The sequence below is a fragment of the Billgrantia sp. C5P2 genome, assembly GCF_051062895.2.
Genome location: NZ_CM128542.1, coordinates 3,940,131 through 3,958,139 on the forward strand (window position 1 = coordinate 3,940,131; position 18,009 = coordinate 3,958,139).

Annotated in this window: 16 protein-coding genes and 3 pseudogenes; 13 read left to right on the plus strand and 6 right to left on the minus strand. The window is 57.5% G+C overall.

Translation table 11 applies throughout. The annotated features are described in order from the left end of the window. The first annotated feature begins 161 nt into the window (after positions 1 to 161). The 7 genes from ACRWQA_RS18290 (at position 162) to ACRWQA_RS18320 (ending at position 5,196) form a co-directional block, all read left to right on the plus strand. Positions 162 to 881, plus strand: a complete 720-nt coding sequence (locus tag ACRWQA_RS18290) for a response regulator (RefSeq protein WP_434227959.1) — start codon at positions 162 to 164, stop codon at positions 879 to 881. After that, positions 878 to 2,386, plus strand: a complete 1,509-nt coding sequence (locus ACRWQA_RS18295) for an ATP-binding protein (RefSeq protein WP_434227957.1) — start codon at positions 878 to 880, stop codon at positions 2,384 to 2,386. Before ACRWQA_RS18290 ends, ACRWQA_RS18295 begins: the two co-directional genes overlap by 4 nt. A 240-nt stretch (positions 2,387 to 2,626) precedes the next feature. After that, positions 2,627 to 3,046 carry a DoxX family protein gene (locus ACRWQA_RS18300; RefSeq protein WP_434227955.1) on the plus strand — a complete coding sequence of 140 codons (420 nt, stop codon included), beginning with the start codon at positions 2,627 to 2,629 and terminating at the stop codon, positions 3,044 to 3,046. A gap of 57 nt (positions 3,047 to 3,103) precedes the next feature. Next, the gene (locus ACRWQA_RS18305; protein WP_434227953.1) at positions 3,104 to 4,030 is read left to right on the plus strand and encodes an AraC family transcriptional regulator; all 927 of its coding nucleotides are present in this window, start codon (positions 3,104 to 3,106) and stop codon (positions 4,028 to 4,030) included. Positions 4,031 to 4,204: 174 nt separating this feature from the next. Continuing rightward, the gene (locus tag ACRWQA_RS18310) at positions 4,205 to 4,372 is read left to right on the plus strand and encodes a hypothetical protein (RefSeq protein WP_263582471.1); all 168 of its coding nucleotides are present in this window, start codon (positions 4,205 to 4,207) and stop codon (positions 4,370 to 4,372) included. 269 nt (positions 4,373 to 4,641) lie between these two features. Then, positions 4,642 to 5,007 carry a hypothetical protein gene (locus tag ACRWQA_RS18315; RefSeq protein ID WP_434227951.1) on the plus strand — a complete coding sequence of 122 codons (366 nt, stop codon included), beginning with the start codon at positions 4,642 to 4,644 and terminating at the stop codon, positions 5,005 to 5,007. After that, entirely contained in the window at positions 5,008 to 5,196 is a 189-nt protein-coding gene (locus tag ACRWQA_RS18320; protein WP_434227950.1) for a DUF1289 domain-containing protein, read from the plus strand. A gap of 102 nt (positions 5,197 to 5,298) precedes the next feature. Here the strand turns inward: ACRWQA_RS18320 and ACRWQA_RS18325 are convergent, their stop codons facing one another. After that, entirely contained in the window at positions 5,299 to 6,033 is a 735-nt protein-coding gene (locus tag ACRWQA_RS18325; RefSeq protein WP_434227947.1) for an SDR family oxidoreductase, read from the minus strand. A gap of 101 nt (positions 6,034 to 6,134) precedes the next feature. On the opposite strand from ACRWQA_RS18325, the gene ACRWQA_RS18330 reads away from it, so the two are divergent. Beyond that, entirely contained in the window at positions 6,135 to 7,028 is an 894-nt protein-coding gene (locus ACRWQA_RS18330; RefSeq protein ID WP_434227945.1) for an AraC family transcriptional regulator, read from the plus strand. Positions 7,029 to 7,374: 346 nt separating this feature from the next. Continuing rightward, positions 7,375 to 8,616 carry an NAD(P)/FAD-dependent oxidoreductase gene (locus tag ACRWQA_RS18335; protein ID WP_263582466.1) on the plus strand — a complete coding sequence of 414 codons (1,242 nt, stop codon included), beginning with the start codon at positions 7,375 to 7,377 and terminating at the stop codon, positions 8,614 to 8,616. Between the two features lie 101 nt (positions 8,617 to 8,717). Here the strand turns inward: ACRWQA_RS18335 and ACRWQA_RS18340 are convergent, their stop codons facing one another. Further along, positions 8,718 to 9,728 carry a hypothetical protein gene (locus tag ACRWQA_RS18340; protein WP_434227943.1) on the minus strand — a complete coding sequence of 337 codons (1,011 nt, stop codon included), beginning with the start codon at positions 9,726 to 9,728 and terminating at the stop codon, positions 8,718 to 8,720. Positions 9,729 to 9,797: 69 nt separating this feature from the next. Continuing rightward, a pseudogene (locus tag ACRWQA_RS18345) lies at positions 9,798 to 10,009 on the minus strand (GMP synthase (glutamine-hydrolyzing)); the annotation flags it as partial. Positions 10,010 to 10,246: 237 nt separating this feature from the next. Between ACRWQA_RS18345 and cml the strand changes: the two are divergent. The 3 genes and pseudogenes from cml to ACRWQA_RS18360 all read left to right on the plus strand — a co-directional run bounded on the left by cml (position 10,247) and on the right by ACRWQA_RS18360 (position 12,534). Beyond that, a pseudogene (cml, locus tag ACRWQA_RS18350) lies at positions 10,247 to 11,499 on the plus strand (CmlA/FloR family chloramphenicol efflux MFS transporter). A 157-nt stretch (positions 11,500 to 11,656) separates the two neighbouring features. Further along, a pseudogene (locus tag ACRWQA_RS18355) lies at positions 11,657 to 11,830 on the plus strand (NAD(P)/FAD-dependent oxidoreductase); the annotation flags it as partial. Between the two features lie 404 nt (positions 11,831 to 12,234). Further along, entirely contained in the window at positions 12,235 to 12,534 is a 300-nt protein-coding gene (locus ACRWQA_RS18360) for a hypothetical protein (protein WP_434227941.1), read from the plus strand. Between the two features lie 78 nt (positions 12,535 to 12,612). On the opposite strand, the gene ACRWQA_RS18365 is transcribed toward ACRWQA_RS18360, so the two are convergent. Next, entirely contained in the window at positions 12,613 to 14,568 is a 1,956-nt protein-coding gene (locus ACRWQA_RS18365) for an acetyl-CoA hydrolase/transferase C-terminal domain-containing protein (RefSeq protein ID WP_434227939.1), read from the minus strand. A gap of 143 nt (positions 14,569 to 14,711) precedes the next feature. Between ACRWQA_RS18365 and ACRWQA_RS18370 the strand changes: the two genes are divergently transcribed. Further along, positions 14,712 to 15,260 (plus strand): HD domain-containing protein, encoded by a 549-nt coding sequence (locus ACRWQA_RS18370; protein ID WP_434227937.1) that lies wholly within the window; start codon positions 14,712 to 14,714, stop codon positions 15,258 to 15,260. A gap of 682 nt (positions 15,261 to 15,942) precedes the next feature. Here the strand turns inward: ACRWQA_RS18370 and ACRWQA_RS18375 are convergent. Further along, positions 15,943 to 16,560 (minus strand): hypothetical protein, encoded by a 618-nt coding sequence (locus ACRWQA_RS18375; protein WP_434227935.1) that lies wholly within the window; start codon positions 16,558 to 16,560, stop codon positions 15,943 to 15,945. A 175-nt stretch (positions 16,561 to 16,735) separates the two neighbouring features. Further along, the gene (locus tag ACRWQA_RS18380; RefSeq protein ID WP_434227933.1) at positions 16,736 to 17,929 is read right to left on the minus strand and encodes an ATP synthase subunit B family protein; all 1,194 of its coding nucleotides are present in this window, start codon (positions 17,927 to 17,929) and stop codon (positions 16,736 to 16,738) included. Positions 17,930 to 18,009: the final 80 nt, after the last annotated feature.

The window sequence follows — 18,009 nt, forward strand, 5'->3', positions numbered from 1 at the left end:
CGAGAGTCCCATCAACGATCAAGTTGACGCTGGGGTTAGCGAAGACCAATCTACGGGGATCACTCCCGGGGTGGCTTCGCAACTCTAAGATGAGCTAGCCAAGAGCACAGGCCAGAGTCTCGACTGAGGAGAGTGCCAGCTTTACGGCGGAGGTCAGGGTAATGCAAGACGCCACACATGTAGTCGTCGTAGACGATCACAACGATATTCGGGACCTGGTTCGGGAGTATCTCGAACACCATGGCTACAAGGTCAGCGTCGCGGAAGGTGGCGCGACCCTGCGACGAGTCCTAGAACGGCAGACGGTCGATCTGATCATCCTCGATATCATGATGCCCGGCGAAGACGGCATCTCGTTGTGCAGGCAGGTTCGGGCTACTGGAGATATCCCCATTATCTTTCTGACAGCGATGGCCGAAGACACGGATCGTATCGTCGGCCTCGAACTCGGTGCGGACGATTATTTGGTAAAACCCTTCAACCCGCGCGAACTTCTTGCTCGGATTAGAGCCGTGCTTCGTCGCGCCTCGAGTTCCGCTCCGGCACGCACACCTCTCGATCGCAGGATAGTCCGCATCGGCCACTGGCGGGTCGATCTGGGTCGCCAGGAAATCTTCGGTGACGACGGCGTGGGCATTCCGCTCAGCACCGCGGAATTTCGCCTTCTCAAGGTCTTCATCGAGCGGCCTGGCTTGATACTCAGCCGGGAACAGCTCCTTGATCTGACGGTAGGGAGGACAGCCGATATCTTCGACCGCAGCATTGACAACCAGGTCAGCCGCCTGCGGAAGAAGATCGAGGATAACCCCAAGAATCCATCAATCATCAAGACGCACTGGGGTGGCGGCTACAGCCTATGTGCCGAGGTCGCATTCGAATGACTCGTGTTTGGCGCAGGAGCCTGGCCATACGATTCATCGGGCTGATGCTCGCGGCGTTGATCGTCTCACAGGCAATCACTTTTCTCATTTCCTCGGATGAATACACCAAGAAATTCGACGCCGGGGTGAAAGCCGAATTCATCAGCCGAGCCTCATCGGTGACCCGCCTGATGGAATCTCTACCCCCGCCATTGAGAGAGCAAGCGCTGCGTGCGAGTGAAGGCAGCTATTTGCGATACTGGTTGACCGACAGCGAGCCCATGGACCCGAATGCCTGGAGGTTGCAGGCCCTTTCCCAGCTTTCCCGGCCGCTGGACAGTTCCGTCGATCGCAATGGAACCTTCGGATGGGCCGGGTCTTCCCGCCCGAAATTGCCGAGCGCCGACGATGTGGCCACGGCAAATGCAGATGACCCTTGGTGGACGCCGACGGATTATTTATGGATGCTGTCGCAGCCAGCAAAGACGCTCCGCTTTTCAGGCAGCCTGGGGTTTGGGTACACGACGCAACTTGATGACGGGCGCTGGTTGAGCGCTGCCTTTTACCAGCACGACAAAGGAAGCTTGTGGACGTCAGGCCCACTGATGTCGCTTGGGCTTACCGCTCTCATGCTCGCCCTGATCGGCGTTTTTATCGCGAGGCGCATCGCGCAGCCACTACGAAACCTGGCAACTTCCGCCGAAGCCTTGGGCCGAGGACAAAATTTGCCGCCCCTGGTGGAAGAAGGGCCGGAAGAGATCAAGCGAACGGCTCAATCCTTCAACAAGATGCAAAGCCGCCTGCATCGTTTCGTCGAGGATCGTACGAAGATGCTGGCAGCGATTAGCCATGACTTGCGGACGCCGCTGACTTCGCTTCGGCTAAGAGCCGAGTTCGTCAGCGACAAAGATATCCAGCGCAAAATGATAGAGACGATCGACGAGCTCCAGTCGATGACGGAAGCCGCCATTTCATTCGCACGTGGAGAATCCATCAAGGAGGAGACGCGCGCCATCGACCTGGAAGCGCTTGTCGGGAGCATCTGTGACGACCAATCCGACCTGGGGCATCCGGTCACGCATGTCGAAGGCGTGAAGATGAAGTACCGTTGTCGACCCGATAGCCTCCGCCGCGCGATAAGAAACCTGGTCGAGAACGCAGTGCGTTATGGGGGAGAGGCGAAAGTGTCGCTCCGTTGCACCGCCTCGACTGTCGATATCGTCGTGGAAGACCGGGGGCCCGGGATCCCGGAGGACATGAAAGAGAGAGTGTTTGCGCCCTTTGTCCGGCTCGAGACGTCGCGAAACAGGCAGACCGGCGGTATCGGGCTTGGCCTCTCTATAGTGCGCGCGGTCGCGCGGCAGCATGGGGGAGATATTTCGTTTTCCAACGGCGAAGCCGGTATGCAAGCCATCATCTCGCTGCCCAGAGAAGGCAGTGTAGACGCGGCGCCAGCGCGAAAGGAGCGCATCTGGAGGTTCAAGAAAGCGTCACGCCCCGCGCAGAATACCCACATTACGAAATAACTCGCTTACCGAAATAGCTCGGCGCCCTCATGGCCACCAAATGTTCACAACATTAGGCGAATTCAGACTGCCACGGCAGCACCGATACTGCTTACTTCGATTTCCTCTCACTGGGACATTTTGCGACAAACTATTGAGTCTCTGGCATACCGTGGGGACAACCACGCCCTACTCTCCTCGTTGTCGCCGTAGGCTTCCGATAGCCCGGCTCCATAATCACCAGAACAGACCGAGGAAAACATGCTAACACTACCGATGCAGCGCCTACAGCGCCTCGATATACTCTCCCCGCACCTTCTCAGCGTACTGCGAATCTTTGCGGCCGGGTCTTTTCTGACTCATGGAACGATGAAGCTTTTTGGCTGGCCCGCAGCTTTCGAGTATCCCCTCAACCCTATGCTTTATACCGCCGGCTTCCTGGAAGTAGTAGGTGGTTTTTTCCTGCTAATCGGACTCTTCTCGCGTCCGACCGCCTTCCTGCTTTCCGGTTTAATGGCGTTCGCCTACTTTATCGCGCACAGCCCGAACGGCTTCTTCCCTGTTCTCAACCACGGGGAAGCGGCAATGCTATACTGCTTCATCTTCCTCTATATCAGCGCCGCCGGCCCAGGCCTTTGGAGCGTGGACGCATTGCAACAGCCAAAAAATCAGGTGGAGTAAAGCCCTGCCTGCACCCGCCCCTCATGCTACGTTCAAGTCGAAATGCGGAGGAAGCATATGGATTCGCTCAAACAGGCTGTTCTGGCTTATACCAGCCGCCACGCCAATAGCCACGGTATGGCGATCACCCCGGTGCCGGGGTTACGCATGATGTGCCTCGAGGCACCGTCAGGCGAGCTGCATTCGGTTTACAAGCCGCTGATATGCCTGGTGCTGCAGGGGGCGAAGCGCTTGATCGTAGGGAATGAGGAGCGGGTTTTCTCTACCGGCCAGTCCGTCCTCGTGAGTGCCGACATGCCGGTCATCGGGCGGGTCGTGCAAGCGAGTCGCTACGAGCCCTATCTGGCGATCGCGGTCGAACTGGAGATGGCGACCCTGCGCGAACTCACCGCCCATATCGGCAGCCCTCGCCCACGGCGCCCCTCCGAGATGCCTACGTTGTTCGCCGTAGACACCGAAGCCGCTCTGCTCGATTGCGCATCGCGGCTGATGCACCTGCTGGACCGCCCCGAAGCGGCGCCGCTGCTGAGTCCGGGGATCATGCGGGAGCTGCACTATTGGCTCCTCTCGGGGCCCCACAGTAGCGCCTTGCGAACCCTGGCAGACCCGGACAGCCACGCGAGCCGCCTCGCCGCCGCCATTGCGATCCTCAGGGCCGAGTACCGCTCGCGCGTATCCGTGGAGCGGCTAGCCGCGGAAGCCGGCATGAGCCTCTCCTCGTTTCACAAGCACTTCAAGCACATGACCTCGCTGACGCCCGGTCAATACCAGAAGCGGCTGCGCCTGGTCGAAGCGCGCCGGCTGATGCTCGACGAAGGCGCCTCGGCGACCAGCGCCGCCTTCGAGGTGGGCTACGAAAGCGTCTCGCAGTTCACCCGCGACTACGGCCGCCTGTTCCAGGCGCCGCCGAAGCGTGATGTGCTGCGCGGTCGAAAGCCTACGGAGCATCGGCCATCGCCGCTGGCGGTCCCAATAATGGCGTGATCCGCGACCGCCCAAAGCACTATCGCCCCGCTCCATTCAAAGAACGTCTTCGATGCGGATGGGCAGCTTGCGAATGCGTTTGCCGTGCCGCTGCGCGTAACCCGATAGCCTGTCGGGAACTAGTTGCCGACAGGTGGCCATTCACAATGGCGGATGTACTCGAGGAAGGCCCGCATGGCCGCGCGTCGGGACACCGCCCTTGCCTCCCGCCGCCGTATCTTCGATATGGCGGCGGCAGACCGGCTCCCCGTTCTCGGCTTCCACTTTCCCTTCCCGGGCATTGGCCGAATGCTCAAGACGGACACCGGCTATGCCTGGGTCCCGGCCAATTGGCAGTTTTGATCCGGTGCGCCCGGTCACGAGGCCAGCACCTCGAAGGGCTGGATCTCCTTCGAACGCCAACCACATCCTGGCGGCACGCCTGGCCGAATCGCCCGAGGCCGAGGCGCTGTTGCTGGAGTGGCAGGCTAGTGAGGGAGCCCGGTAGAACCCGATGTTGGGAGAGGTCCTGGAGATGGAGCGTGAAGCGTTGATCCGCCAGTTTTTGCCGTAAGCTGCACGGTATATGGTGTCGAACGCTATCGTGGCAGGCTGAAAAGTATGGAGAGTGAATGATTGCCAAGAAAGAACGCGGCAAGATGGAGCGACGGCTGACCGCTGCGCTGACCCACGCCTGCGAGCAGGCCAAGCCCCTGCTGCCCGGCTTTTGCTGGCTGACCCATGAGGTCGATTACCAGCGCTTTCCCGAAAGCCTGGTGGTCACCTGGGTGTTCGATACCCATCCCAACCTGGCGAATGCACTCAAGGGCGATGCCCGCCGCCACATGGAAGTACTGACCGCCGAAGCATTGACCGAGGCCGGCCTCGATGCCGGCGACGCCTCGCGGCATCTCGATTTCGACAGCGAGGAAGCGTGCCAGCGGGAGCACGGCGGCGACTGGCAGCGCAGGCTACGCGCCAAGGCAACGAGGCATTGAATGGCGAAGAAGATCGAAAGCCCCTGTGTCTCGGTTTGCCAACTGAAAGGCGATCTGTGTATCGGCTGCGGCCGCACCGTGGAAGAGATAGGCCAGTGGAAAGCGATGAAGCGGCCGGAAAAGATGAAAACGGTGAAGCGCGCCGAGGAGCGCTTGAAGAAAATCGAAGCGCGACAAGCAGGCGCTTGAGTCGGCGATAGTCGCCGGTAACGATTAGGGCCCGCGTTGCGGGCCCTAAGTCGTCTGGTCTCAGTGTATTGCTTGATCGCCTACGCTGTTACGTCAGCGCTGTTACACCAGAGCCATGGCGTCAGCGCCAGCCGGGAAGCGCAGTTGGTCCGAGGTGTCGTTGGCGGCTCGCCAGATACCTTCGGCCACGTCAGCCGGCTGGGTCACCTCAGAGACATCGGCGAAGCCGGTGAACACGCGGTGAGCGAATGCCTCGTAAGCCGGAGGGATCAGCCCTTGCATGCGCTGCTGGCCGTTGGCGGCAAAGCGCGTCGAAGGACCATACCCGGGCTCCACCAGCTTGGCTCGCACGTCGAAGGCCTTGAGTTCGTGTTCCAGGGAGGCCGTGAATCCTTCGATGGCCGCCTTGCTGGCCGTATAGGTTGCCACCAGCGGGAACGAGGCCAGCGTCGTGCTCGAGGTGACGTTCACGATGGTGCCCGCCCGGCGGGCACGGAATTGTGGGATGACCGCCCGGCACATGGCCATGACACCAAAGGTATTGGTTTCGAAGATCTCGCGCACGGTAGCCATGGGTGTGGCTTCGAATGCACCGAACAAGCCGATTCCCGCATTGTTCACCAACACGTCGATGGGCCCGGCGGCCTCCACGGCATGCGTAATGCTGTCTGGCTGAGTGACGTCCAGCGCCAGAACGCGGAGGTTTTCATCGGCGGGGAACAGCTCCTCCCGCGGCGTGCGCATCGTGGCGATGACCTTCCAGCCCTGAGCGAGGAAGTAGCGAGCGGTTTCCAGTCCGTAGCCGGAGGAGCAGCCAGTAATCAGTACCGTCTTCATTTTTGATCTCCAAGGGGTTGAGTTGACTCGGAGAGAACAATAGATGAGCATCTTTGGATGATCGATAATGCATCGTCCGACTTTATTTAGCGAGAGTCCTGATGAGCGACCCGCTTTCCGAAGTAGTTCAGCTCCTGCATCCTCGCGCCGTCTTTGCCAATATCATCAGCGGCAAAGGAAGCTGGGCCGTGCACTATTCCGAATACGGGCACCCCAGTTTTTGTATCGTGCTGGAAGGGAGTGCCCTGCTGAGCGTCGACGGGCACGAGCAAGTCATCATCAGTGCCGGCGACTTCGTCCTGTTACCCACGACGCCAGCCTTCACGATCTCCAGCTTCACGCCAGCGCCGCCGGTCCATATGGACCCCCATCGAGTTGCGGGTAACACTGCCGAGCTACGCTACGGTGAGCAGGAAGGCCAGCCGGACATGCGCTCACTGGGAGGATCGTTCTTGTTCGACTGCGCCAATCCGGGACTGCTGGTTTCCCTGCTGCCGATCGTCGTGCATGTACAGGGTTCGAAGCGTCTGTCGCAGCTAGTACAGTTGGTGGGCGAGGAAGCCAGCGACCAGAAGCCAGGCAGCGAGTTCATGCTCTCCCGGTTGGTAGAGCTGTTGCTTGTCGAAGCGATGCGCTCGGCCGCGACCGGAAGCGCCCCGCCGGGGCTATTGCGAGGGCTGGGCGATGAGCGGCTGGCACGCGCCCTCAAGCAGATGCACGAACACATCGAGCGCTCCTGGACCATTGTTCAGCTTGCCAAGATCGCCGCCCTTTCCCGTTCTGCGTTTTTTGAGCGCTTCACGCGACTGGTCGGGATGGCGCCGATGGAGTATCTGCTTGCTTGGCGCATGGAGATCGCCAAGGAACTGCTTCGTAACGGCGACCTGGCGGTCTCAGAGGTGGCCGAACGCGTTGGGTACGGCTCCAGCAGTGCCTTCAGCGTTGCCTTCAGCCGGCACGTTGGACAGCCGCCGAGCCAGTTCGCGCAGAGGTGAAACAGCGAGTTACCGATCGGTAGTTCTTTCTGCAAGCCAAGCCTTGATCACCATGATAATTACCGAGCGGTGGGCAGTCGGGGGCGATTGAGTGGACCATGGCGGCCCTCAGTGCAGCGCCTACACTGTCCGGTAATGGCGCGAGCAGGCCCAAGGATCAGCTACAAACAAAGATTCTATTCACCCTCCTTATCACGGGTAAATATTCTGCCTAAAGGCGAAATTATGGCGCCTTAATCTTAATTTTCAGCAGGTAGCCGATTTTCTGGGAAGTGCTGATAAACTCCGCGCATGACAGGCTCTGCCCCGCGGCGGAGCTTTCTGTGTACAACGGCAGGAGTCCTTCATGGCCCGCAATATCATCGTTCTTGGTGCCGGCATGGTCGGCGTATCTGTGGCCTGGCATCTGGTGCGTCGCGGTCATGACGTCACGCTGGTCGACCGCCGCGAGCCGGGTCTCGAGACCTCCTTCGGCAATGCCGGCATCATCCAGCGCGAGGCGGTTCGCCCCTACGCCTTCCCCCGCGATATCGGTACCCTGCTGCGAGTGGTGCCCAACCGCCAGGTGGACATCCGCTACCGCCCCACCGGCATGCTGAGCGCGGCGGGCCCGCTGCTGGACTACTGGCTGAACTCGAGCGGTAAGCGCTACGAGCGCATCGTAAACGAGTGGGCGTCGCTGATCATGCGCTGCCAGGATGCCCACGCGCCGATGATCGAGGCCGCTGGCGCCGAGGCGCTGGTGCGCAAGGGCGGCTGGCTGGAGCTTTACCGCACCCGCAAGGAGTTCGAAGAGCGCCAGGAAACGGCCAGGGAGAACCACGAGCGCTTCGGGGTCGAGTATGAAGTGCTGGACGCCGAGGCGCTCTACGCCAAGGAGCCGCACCTGGGCAAGGGGCTGATCGGGGCGATCCACTGGACGCAGCCCTGGATGGTCTCGGACCCGGGCGGCCTGGTGCAGGCCTACGCCCGCAGCTTTGCCGAACAGGGTGGCCGGGTGATGCAGGCCAGCGTCGAGGACGTGACCCAGGGTGAGGGCGGCTGGCGAGTCAAGACCAGCGAGGGAGCCCTGGAGGCAGAGGAGGTGGTAGTGGCCCTGGGGCCCTGGGCCGGAGAACTGCTGGGGAGGCTGGGCATGAAAGTGCCGCTGTTCGTGAAGCGCGGCTACCACATGCACTATTCCGCCGAAGGGGAAGCCAAGCTCAACCACTGGGTGATGGACGCCGAAAAGGGCTTCCTGCTCGAACCGATGCGCGCCGGGATTCGCCTGACCACCGGCGCCGAGCTTGCCGACCTGGAATCGCCACCCCAGTACAAGCAGCTGGCCGCCGCCGAGAAGGTAGCACGTAAGCTGTTCCCGCTGGGCAAGCGTCGCGACAGCCAGCCCTGGAAAGGCGCACGCCCCTGCCTGCCCGACATGAAACCGGTGATCGGCCCGGCCCCCGACAAGGCGGGGCTGTGGCTCGCCTTCGGCCACGGCCATCAGGGCTTTACTCTGGGCCCGGCCACCGGCGAACTGCTCGCGCAAATGATGGATGGCGAAGAGCCCGCGGTGGATATGGCCCCGTTCCGCGTCGACCGATTCTGAAGGTGAGGCTATAACGAAAGCGGGCGCCCTTGAGGCGCCCGCTTTATGCAGCTTCAGTACTGATTGGACTGGTGTTCGATAGCCGAGGCACTCCGGGGGCGTCAGGTATCGATCTGCGGTGAAGTGGCAGGTCCCTGCGCTGATGATTCTGCCATTTCCACCTCTGCAGAGGAAAGCTGTTTCGAGGGATTGGTTAGCAAATAAATATGAGCGGCAATGCTGATAGGCCACAGGCTAAGACCGATGGTTTTGGCCAGCAGAAATAGCCACCCACTACTATAAAACTCGTTTATTGCCAGCCAGACCGTACCGCCTCCGATGACGACTGTCAGGCCTATACCCCAGCATATAATTGCCATCGTAGCATCGGTGAAACTATTCAATCGCTTGGCGACTAGCTTGAGAAGCCAGATGCATCCCAGCACTGCCAGTAGCAGTAGGAAAAAACCACCGATCTTTAATGTTGAATCGGCTGCCCCATAGTGCCCCATCACTGATGGGTTGTTGAGACGCCAAAACATGATGCCGATAATTGCGACGCCCATCACATTGAGCACCAAGTGGGCTAACAGATAGCGGCGCAAGAAGGACAGACAATCCAGCTGTTTTTCCAAAGGTATGTCCGGGCGCTGTCGCAAGAGCGCATGTGACGGGTCGACATCGCGAAGAGAGCGTAACGTGAAACCCATGAACAGCGCCACGATGCCTATTATTGCCAGCATCACTATCGATAGTAGTGGGTACCAAAGGGGCTCCTCCATACCACGCGATGCCGCCCAACTGAACGCTGAGGCCAGAGCCCCTAATGAGTAAATGCCGATCCCGGCGAGGCCACCAAAAGCCCGGCCGAAGGCGTTAATACCCACGATAATGTACAGAACGATCAATGCGAGATCCATCGAGACGTGCGGCGTGAAATAGCTTATCCAAAAGAAAGCTTCAGGATAAAAATCTGGCATCATGCTCCATAAGAACTGGTCTTGGCTCATAAGAAACGCAGCACCCAGCTGTAGGCTTAATAGCAAGTAGGCAGCCAGCCAGTAGCGGTGACGATCCATGCGCGGTTCGCTCATGGAACGGAGCCAATACAGTTCTTTCAAGATGTGAAACATACCTTTCCTTAGGAATTTCGTTAACGGTTAGCGGGGTACTTACCTGGGGACTAAATCACTTCGTGAAGATCACTTCCCCTCGATCGTCGCGGGCGGCTTGCTGCAGACGTCGTACATGACGCAGGTGGAAACGATTTCCAAGCAGCTCTAGTGCAGGTACGCCCACCTTGCGGTCATGAAGTCGACGGTTTTCACAGCGCACAGGCGATGACCCATTCGTAGCGGCAACCGTCGCCGATCACACCGACGGACTTCAGCGTTGGGAGCACTGCAAAGGCTCGATAGATCGCGACACTGGCCAACTCTTTCTCAGGGCTGGTAGTATCCATGCCGATGTTAGGCCAATTCACAGAGGCACGCACGCATGGGCGCTAAGAAGTCAGACCGCTAAGCCGCAACAACCTTGTTTCCTCGTTGTTGCGGCAGCCTGCTTGGCCCATCTCATCCATTACATGTAGGCCGCCGCCAAATACCTCGATTTGCGCGGAGATTTCATCGTGCCTGCTCAAAATCCTCGTCTGTGGACGTACAGCCTGCCGGCGGCCCTGCTGCTGCTGGCTCCCTTCAATATTCTCGCGTCCCTCGGCATGGACATTTACCTGCCGATCGTTCCCGCTATGCCGGGCATTCTCGCAACCACGCCCGAGGTGGTTCAGCTAACCCTAACTCTCTACATGATTATGCTTGGCGTGGGGCAGATCCTCTTCGGGCCACTTTCAGACCGCTTCGGCCGGCGCCCGATTCTGTTTGGTGGCGCACTGATCTTTGCTGCGGCTTCCTTCGCCCTCGCGGCCACGACCTCGGCCTGGCTTTTCGTTCTGCTACGGCTGGTGCAAGCAACCGGGGCGGCTGCCATGCTGGTAGCGGTCTTCGCCACGGTGCGCGACGTCTATGCCGAGAGGCCTGAAAGTGCGGTTATCTATAGCCTGCTGAGCGCCACGCTCGCCTTCGTGCCCGCGCTTGGCCCTATTGCGGGAGCCTTGATCGCGAGCGCTCTCGGCTGGCGTGCCATCTTCCTGGCGCTCGGAATTCCGGCACTCATCATGCTCGCCTTCGTACTACCCAAGTGGCATGAGACACGGAAAGTGAGGACACAAACCAGCAGAGCCGGCTTCGGAACAGTGCTGAGAAGTCCTTACTTCTGGACCTATACACTGGCCTTCGGCACGGCGATGGGTTCGTTCTTCGTGTTTTTTTCCACTGCTCCACGTGTCTTGATCGACATGGCGGGCTTCTCCGAACTGGGCTTTAGCTTCGCCTTTGGCACGGTTGCCCTCGCCATGATCGCCACGACGCGTTTCGCCAAGGCCTTCGTTGCACACTGGGGTATTCCAGGCAGCGCGTTGCGCGGCATGCTGACGCTGTTTCTCAGTGCCGGCTTGCTGGGGTTGGGCGAGATACTCCTGCCGCCCTCTTTTTGGTCCTTCGTCTTGCCAATGTGGCTAGCTGCAGTCGGTATCGTGTTCACTACTTCCGTTACTGCCAATGGTGCACTTCAGGAATTCAGTGAAGTGGCGGGCACAGCCGTCGCCCTGCACTTCTGCGTTCAGAGCCTCATCGTCGGTGTGATAGGAACGGGCGTCGTGATAGGGCTGAGTGGCGACACTGCTTGGCCCCTCACCGCCTATACGGCAGGCATGGCGGCGTTCACCTTGGCTTCACTCTTCTGGCTGCATAGTCGTAGCCAGCAGCGGTAGAAAAAAGCGCTGCTCCAAAAAACGATCCGCCCCAGTGGGGCGGATCGCTCATGGCAGGACTGTGGGGGTCGTAAGGATTGACACAGGGATGGGGGCCGGAGCGTCCACTATTCAGCACACGCTGTCAGCGTGCTCTGGATAATCTACTCCCACGCGCGATCGTGCGGGGACCTTGCTGCTGACGTCTTACGTCACGCGAGAGACGCCGTAGGGCAGGCCGAGATCCAGACCGACATGAAACCGGTGATCGGCCCGGCCCCCGATAAGGCGGGGCTGTGGCTCGCCTTCGGCCACGGCCATCAGGGCTTTACCCTGGGCCCGGCCACCGGCGAGCTGCTCGCCCAGATGATGGATGGCGAAGAACCCGCGGTGGATATGGCCCCGTTCCGCGTCGACCGATTCTGAAGGTGAGGCTATAACGAAAGCGGGTGCCCTTAGGGGTATCCGCTTTTTTGATGCCTACCTACAACTCCCCTGCCCACCTGGCACCCCCATTTGCCACAGCGAAGAACTCGGCAAGCTGGTACGCCAACGGTGCACCGGGCCAGGCCAGTTGCGCCCGAGATAGACCAGCAATCATCTGGCAAGGCCAGCCACCATGAAAGGTCGGAAAACAACCGATTGGTGAATGTGGGCCAGCGCACCGACACAGGTCGCAGGCCAGTTTAGTGTGGCTCTAACTCAGAGTCCCGATGGCTTCATGGCGGGGCTCAGCGTGGATACCCGTTATCCACAGGAGCAATCTCCAAGGGCAATCTCCATGAACAAGCACCAAATCTAAGACCTAAATTTCGAGGAGTACCAGACAAATGTCGAACAACCCGATGAACATGATGTTCGCATGGATGAAGATCGCATCGTCCTACCACCAGATGCTGATTTCTTCCGGTGAGGTGATCGCCCGCCGCACCATGATGATGGCCAGCGGCACCATGAGCGTGCCCGATGCCATGAGCATGATGATGGAAAAAGCGACGATTTACGCCACGGCGACCGAGCGAGCGGCAGTGGCGATGGCAAGCGGCGCCGATCCCGCAAAGATCGCCGCGGCAGCGCTGAAGCCATACAGCACGAAGACCCATTCGAACGTGCGCAAGCTGCGCGGCTGAACGGAGCCAATCCTCCAGCGGCAATCGCTAGCAGAAGGCCAGAAACGCAAAACCGCCACCCCGAATGATCCCGCCCCACTAGCCCGATCGCAGCGCCTGCAGCACCAGCCGCCGCTCCAGGTGCTCATTCCAGCCGGTGGGTCGATCCAGCTCGAGCCGGGCCAGCAGCGACCGTTCAGCGTCGCTGGCCTGGCCTGTGCCCACTGCACCCAGCAGGGCTTTCAGCTTGCCGCGCCGGGTGGCAGTGCGCGCCTTGAGCTGCTTGAGGGCCTTGCCCAGGGTCAGCTCGTCGTCGGTGAAGTCGGTGCCGAACGGAAAACGGGGAAAGACCTGCTCGCCCCCCATCCGCTCAAAGTTCTGCGCCAATCGCTGCGGGGTATTGTCCTGCCAGTGTGCGGGCATCTCGAAGTCGGCGGCCACTTTGCCGGCGTCCTTGGCCTGCGCCAGCAGCTCGGGCTGAAAACGCGCATCGGCAATGGCGATCAACGCCAGGTAAACCTGCTCATCAGTCCGACCGAGCAAATCGGCAATACCGTATTCGGTCACCACGATATCGCGCAGATGGCGGGGTATGGTGCAGTGGCCGTAGCTGAACAGAATGTTGGACCGGGTTTCGCCGTCGCTCTCGCGGGTGCTGCGCATGGTAATGACCGAGCGAGCCCCGCTCAGCTCGTGGGCCATGGCGACAAAATTGTACTGCCCGCCCACACCACTGATCACCCGGCCATCTTCCAGGCCATCCGAGACCACCGCCCCATCGAGCGTGCACAGCATGGCAGAATTGATAAACCGCGCGTGCTGGCGCTGGGCCACCTTGAGCCGTTGATCTCCGAAGCGGTGATCGTAGAGATCATTGATGTAGCCGACGCTGGTCATATTGATGCGCTCGCGCTCGGCGTCGGACAGCGCGTGCAGCTTGTCGTAGAAACGCCGTGGCCCCAGATAAAAACCGCCATGCATCACCACACCCTTGGCCGCGCTGGGGTGGTCGCTGCTCTCGGGGTCGATCTCGCCGCGGTTGATCGCTTCCTGAAAGTCGGCATCGACAAAGACCTGGCGCTTGAGCACCCCGCCTTCCATCAGGTAGACAAAGCCATCCACCATCATCTCGCTGCAGCCATAAAGCCCCTGGCTGAAGGGCTGGGTGTCGCCCCACTGCTCGGCCACCGGAAACCGCTGGGCCACCTGCAGGTCCCGGTAAATCGCTTGCCAGTGGGCATTGTCCTGCTGGCGCAACAGGGTGCTGTGCACCAGCGCCGCCCCCAGGGAGCCGATGCCGATTTGCAGCGTGCCGGCATCCTTCAGCAAACAGCTGGCGTAGAAACCGATCAGGTGATCTGCCGGCGAGATGGGAGTCTGGGGCGCGCTGAACAGCGGGTAGTCGGTAGCCGGTTTTTCCAGCAGCAGGTCGAACTCGCTACGCGCCACAGCCGCGTCATTGCCCATATAAGGCAGGTGCCGATTGGTTTCCGCGACACAAACGGTGGCATAGGGCTGCGCACGCAGCCGGGGCAACAGATCCAGGGTCAGGTCCGGGTTGCAGCTCAGGCTCATCGTCTCGCCCCACTCATCGGGCGCTACCAACTGACCGATCACATTGATGCCCTGGGCCATTAAATCACGCAGCGCATGGGTGTAGTTGGTGCAGATATAGCGGCGCTGCTGGTCGGCATTGTTCTTCAGGTTGCCGGCCTGGAAAAAGAATTCCGACACCGTGACATTGTCCGGCAGGCGGTTGGCCTGGGCATCCCGGGCATAGGCCAGCTCGGGGATATCGCCGTACAGGCGCTCGACAAAAGGCTCCAGGAAACGACGCTCCAGGGAGGAGCTGCCCGCCGGCGCCAGCAAGGAGAGAGCGGTGACGATATGCAGCTTGATCGTCGGGTCGCGCTGGGCACGGGCATACAGGGCGTTCACGAAACGCAGGGGTTTGCCCAACCCCAGCGGCAGCCCCAACACGATGTTCTTGCCCACGCGATCGATGACCTGATCCACGCACGCTTCAGCGTCCTGATAACTCACCGGCTCGGCCATAGACTGAACCCTCCTTGGCTTCGATACGCTTCAAGCTAACACAGGGTGACACGACTCCCCTTCCCACCAGGCGCGCGAGGCATCCGAGACCGAGGGTTATCTGGCATCATGATGGAAAAGATGAAGCTGAGGGAGTGACCTGAATGGACGACATAGCCGAACGGGCGGCGCTGTTCAGCAGGGCTGCACATCAAGCCGTTGGGCAGCGACGCAAGTACAGCGGCGAGCCCTACTGGCACCACCCGGCGGCCGTCGCGGAGATGGTGTCGGCAGTCGAGACGGCGACACCGGAGATGATCGCCGCCGCCCTGCTGCATGACGTGCTTGAAGATACCGGCGTTACGCCGATGGACATCGAGGAGTGCTTCGGCGAGCGGGTCGCCATCCTGGTCCAGGAGCTGACGGATCAATTCATCGATCCGGAAATCGGCAACCGTGCCCACCGCAAGGCGCTGGAGCGTAACAGGCTGGCTCAGGTTTCCCCAGAAGCGCAGACCATCAAGTACGCCGACCTGGTCGACAACACCAACAGCATCGTCGCGCGGGACCGTGGCTTCGCCCGGGTCTATCTGGCCGAGAAGCGCCGACTTCTGGAAGTGATGGAAGGGGGCGACCAGGCACTGAGGCGCAAGGCATGGACCGTATTGGTTGAAAGTGAGGCGAAGGTTCGTGGAGCAGAATCGAAGCGCTAGCTAGATCAGCTAGCGGCCATACGCGGCACCGCATAAGAAAAGGTTGTTGTTGGAAGTAGCTTTAGCTCGCGACCGCGGTCCACGCTCGGTACCCTGGGCGCCGCTTCTCACCAGCCTCGGCCGATTCGGGGAAGCCAAGCGCGACCTGGATGAACTGCAGGAAGAAGGATTACACAAGGGGGGAATGCTGCTGCGCTTCATGCTGCAAGAGCGCTTGGAAGGAGCCACGATACCTTGGGTGCTATGCGGAGGTGGAGGCCGCCTATGTCATGGCCAGCGAGCTAGACGCCCCCCAACTCCAACCACATCTTGGCAGCTTGCCTGGCCGAATCGCCCGAGGCCGATGCGCTATTGCTGGTATGGCAGATGAGCGACGACCCGATGAAAAAACCGATACTGGGGGAGATGCTGGGGAAATAATTCGACATTCTTCACACTGAATACTAATGGCCATTTCTAACACGAAGCCTATTAATTTAGCCTCAGCATGAAAGGATAAATCCTATACTGGCTTCAAGTAAGGGTCCCGGAGCGACGACAAGAGACCCAGAAAAACGGCAGAAAACTCTGCCTAACTAGTAGGAAGTCCATCGGGGCATGTATCAGGTGAATACCGTCACTGTACAACCAGCGCTCTAGAAATAGCGGATTGCATTCATTACGCAACAAAACCATTAAAAAATCAACTCGACAATAGCTCTTGTTTATAAAGAGAAAGAAAATATTTAAGCTCCTTTATTTTTTCAATCTTAGAAGGCATCAGGGACAATATAAAGAAAACAAAAACCCCTGCAGCCAGAATAGAAAGAACCAAACCAAAAACATTTTCCTCTCCAACAAAATCAATCACATAAGAGTATGAGGCAATAAATAGAGCTCCTAAGAAAGCAAGAAATCCTTTCGTGTAAACTCCCACTGAGCTCTCCATTTCAAGTCTAGCTGCAATTATATCAAACATAGAAACAATATCTTCTTCAATTATATTTTCTTCAATGATTCTTCTTCGAAACATCAGATACCTGACGTCCTGATGATTCACCTCTTCAGGTGGAGCCAACGCAACATCCTCATTAGTATAAACATTCCTTAGATATTCTTTTCTTGCGTAATCAGAAAACTTTATCAAAGATAACTCAAGGACAGCAAGAGCAATAAAAATAAAATTAGATATGTAATGTGGGTAACTAAACTGCGCATAAACACTCAGAACAACGAAAAATAAAAATAAAAGAAAATTCAAAACTAGAAAATACTTAAAATACTTTCCGAGACTACCAAGCACATCAGCAATCAGTTTCATTCGGGTACACTCGACCATGTACGCTTTCCAAACGACTCCCCACTTCTTCATCCCCACCCCCATTATTTCATAAGCCAATAATAACTCAAGCTAGAGGCTCAACCTATAAAGCACCGAGAGAACACTTCAAATGAATACCGACGCTGAACAGCCAATGAAACATATTAAAAATTGGCTACAGCTCCTTTACACCACTTATTCTGCCCCTTGCCACTGACAACTCTCTACCAACCTCTTCAATACAGTTTTTCAAGTCAGACAAACTCTCTTTAACCAAAACTCCTATAAAATCGTCGCGTGAAATCTGCAACTGAATAGCAACAGCTTCCAACCACTTTATTACTGGATTTGATGCCGCCAGAAACTGCTCCTCACGAGCAGCTAAGGCCTGCAAATATTCATCTAACCTACCCCGTCTCTCACGCTCATAAGCCACATCTATTGACTCGATTTCCTGTGCGACCTCATTACTTTTTCTTGCAGCAAGAACAACCTCTTCGGCACATTCCTTGACCTCCTTAAGCTTTTCCCCAAGCCAATCACCAATATAACTACCGAGCAACTCACCTTGAAGTCTTTCCAGGATCACTCGAGGTTCAATATCATGTATAACTATATCTCTTTCAAGTCGTGCAAGAAAGCCAAGCCTATCTTTTTCTGAACCCCTGCTAAATAGAAAGAATATAGCAAGAATAATTAGTGATAAATTAAACGCCACCCTAATTGCTATAGGATCATAACCACTTGAGTAAAAACCGACAGCAACTACAACGAGATTGCCTACAAAAAGCTCTATAATAACAATCAGCAGCACACTATAAACCGCTATCTGAAACCAAGAATCCTCTAGTGCAAAATTATCTGGCGACGGCATTTCACTTATATGATTCTTAAAAAAACTCAATATTGAAGACAATCCAAATAGGACAAAAATCGACACAAAAAACCAAAAATTCAGCAACCTCTGAAAGGCGTAATAATTATTGTCTTCCAAAGGCTCAGAAGAAAAACTAAAATATATTGGAATCAGCGAAAAAGCCAGCACAACCAAAAGAAAGCCAATTCCCCCTGCTCCCTTCTTATACAGCCTATAATCATAATTTCGCTTACCCTTCAAAACGCCTCGGTATGAAGCCAACATGGTCAATGCAAAAAGCGCCACTACAATATTTCCAAAATAATAATAAAAAGAATCCTTAAAGACCTTAATTTCTTGAACGCTTAAAAGGCTATCGAAAGTATTCCATAACAAATAAACAAGACCAGCAAGAACAGCCCATAACGTCACCCCAGCTTTCGAAGATGCACTCGACTGCCTCTCATAAAGCAGTCTAATATACTCAAGCAATTCTTTACGCTTGCTTTCCATGGCCGCCCCGCATATCTATTTAAAATCAACAAATATCACAATTGGTATGAACAGTATAAAAAAAAACCTCTCAATGAGAG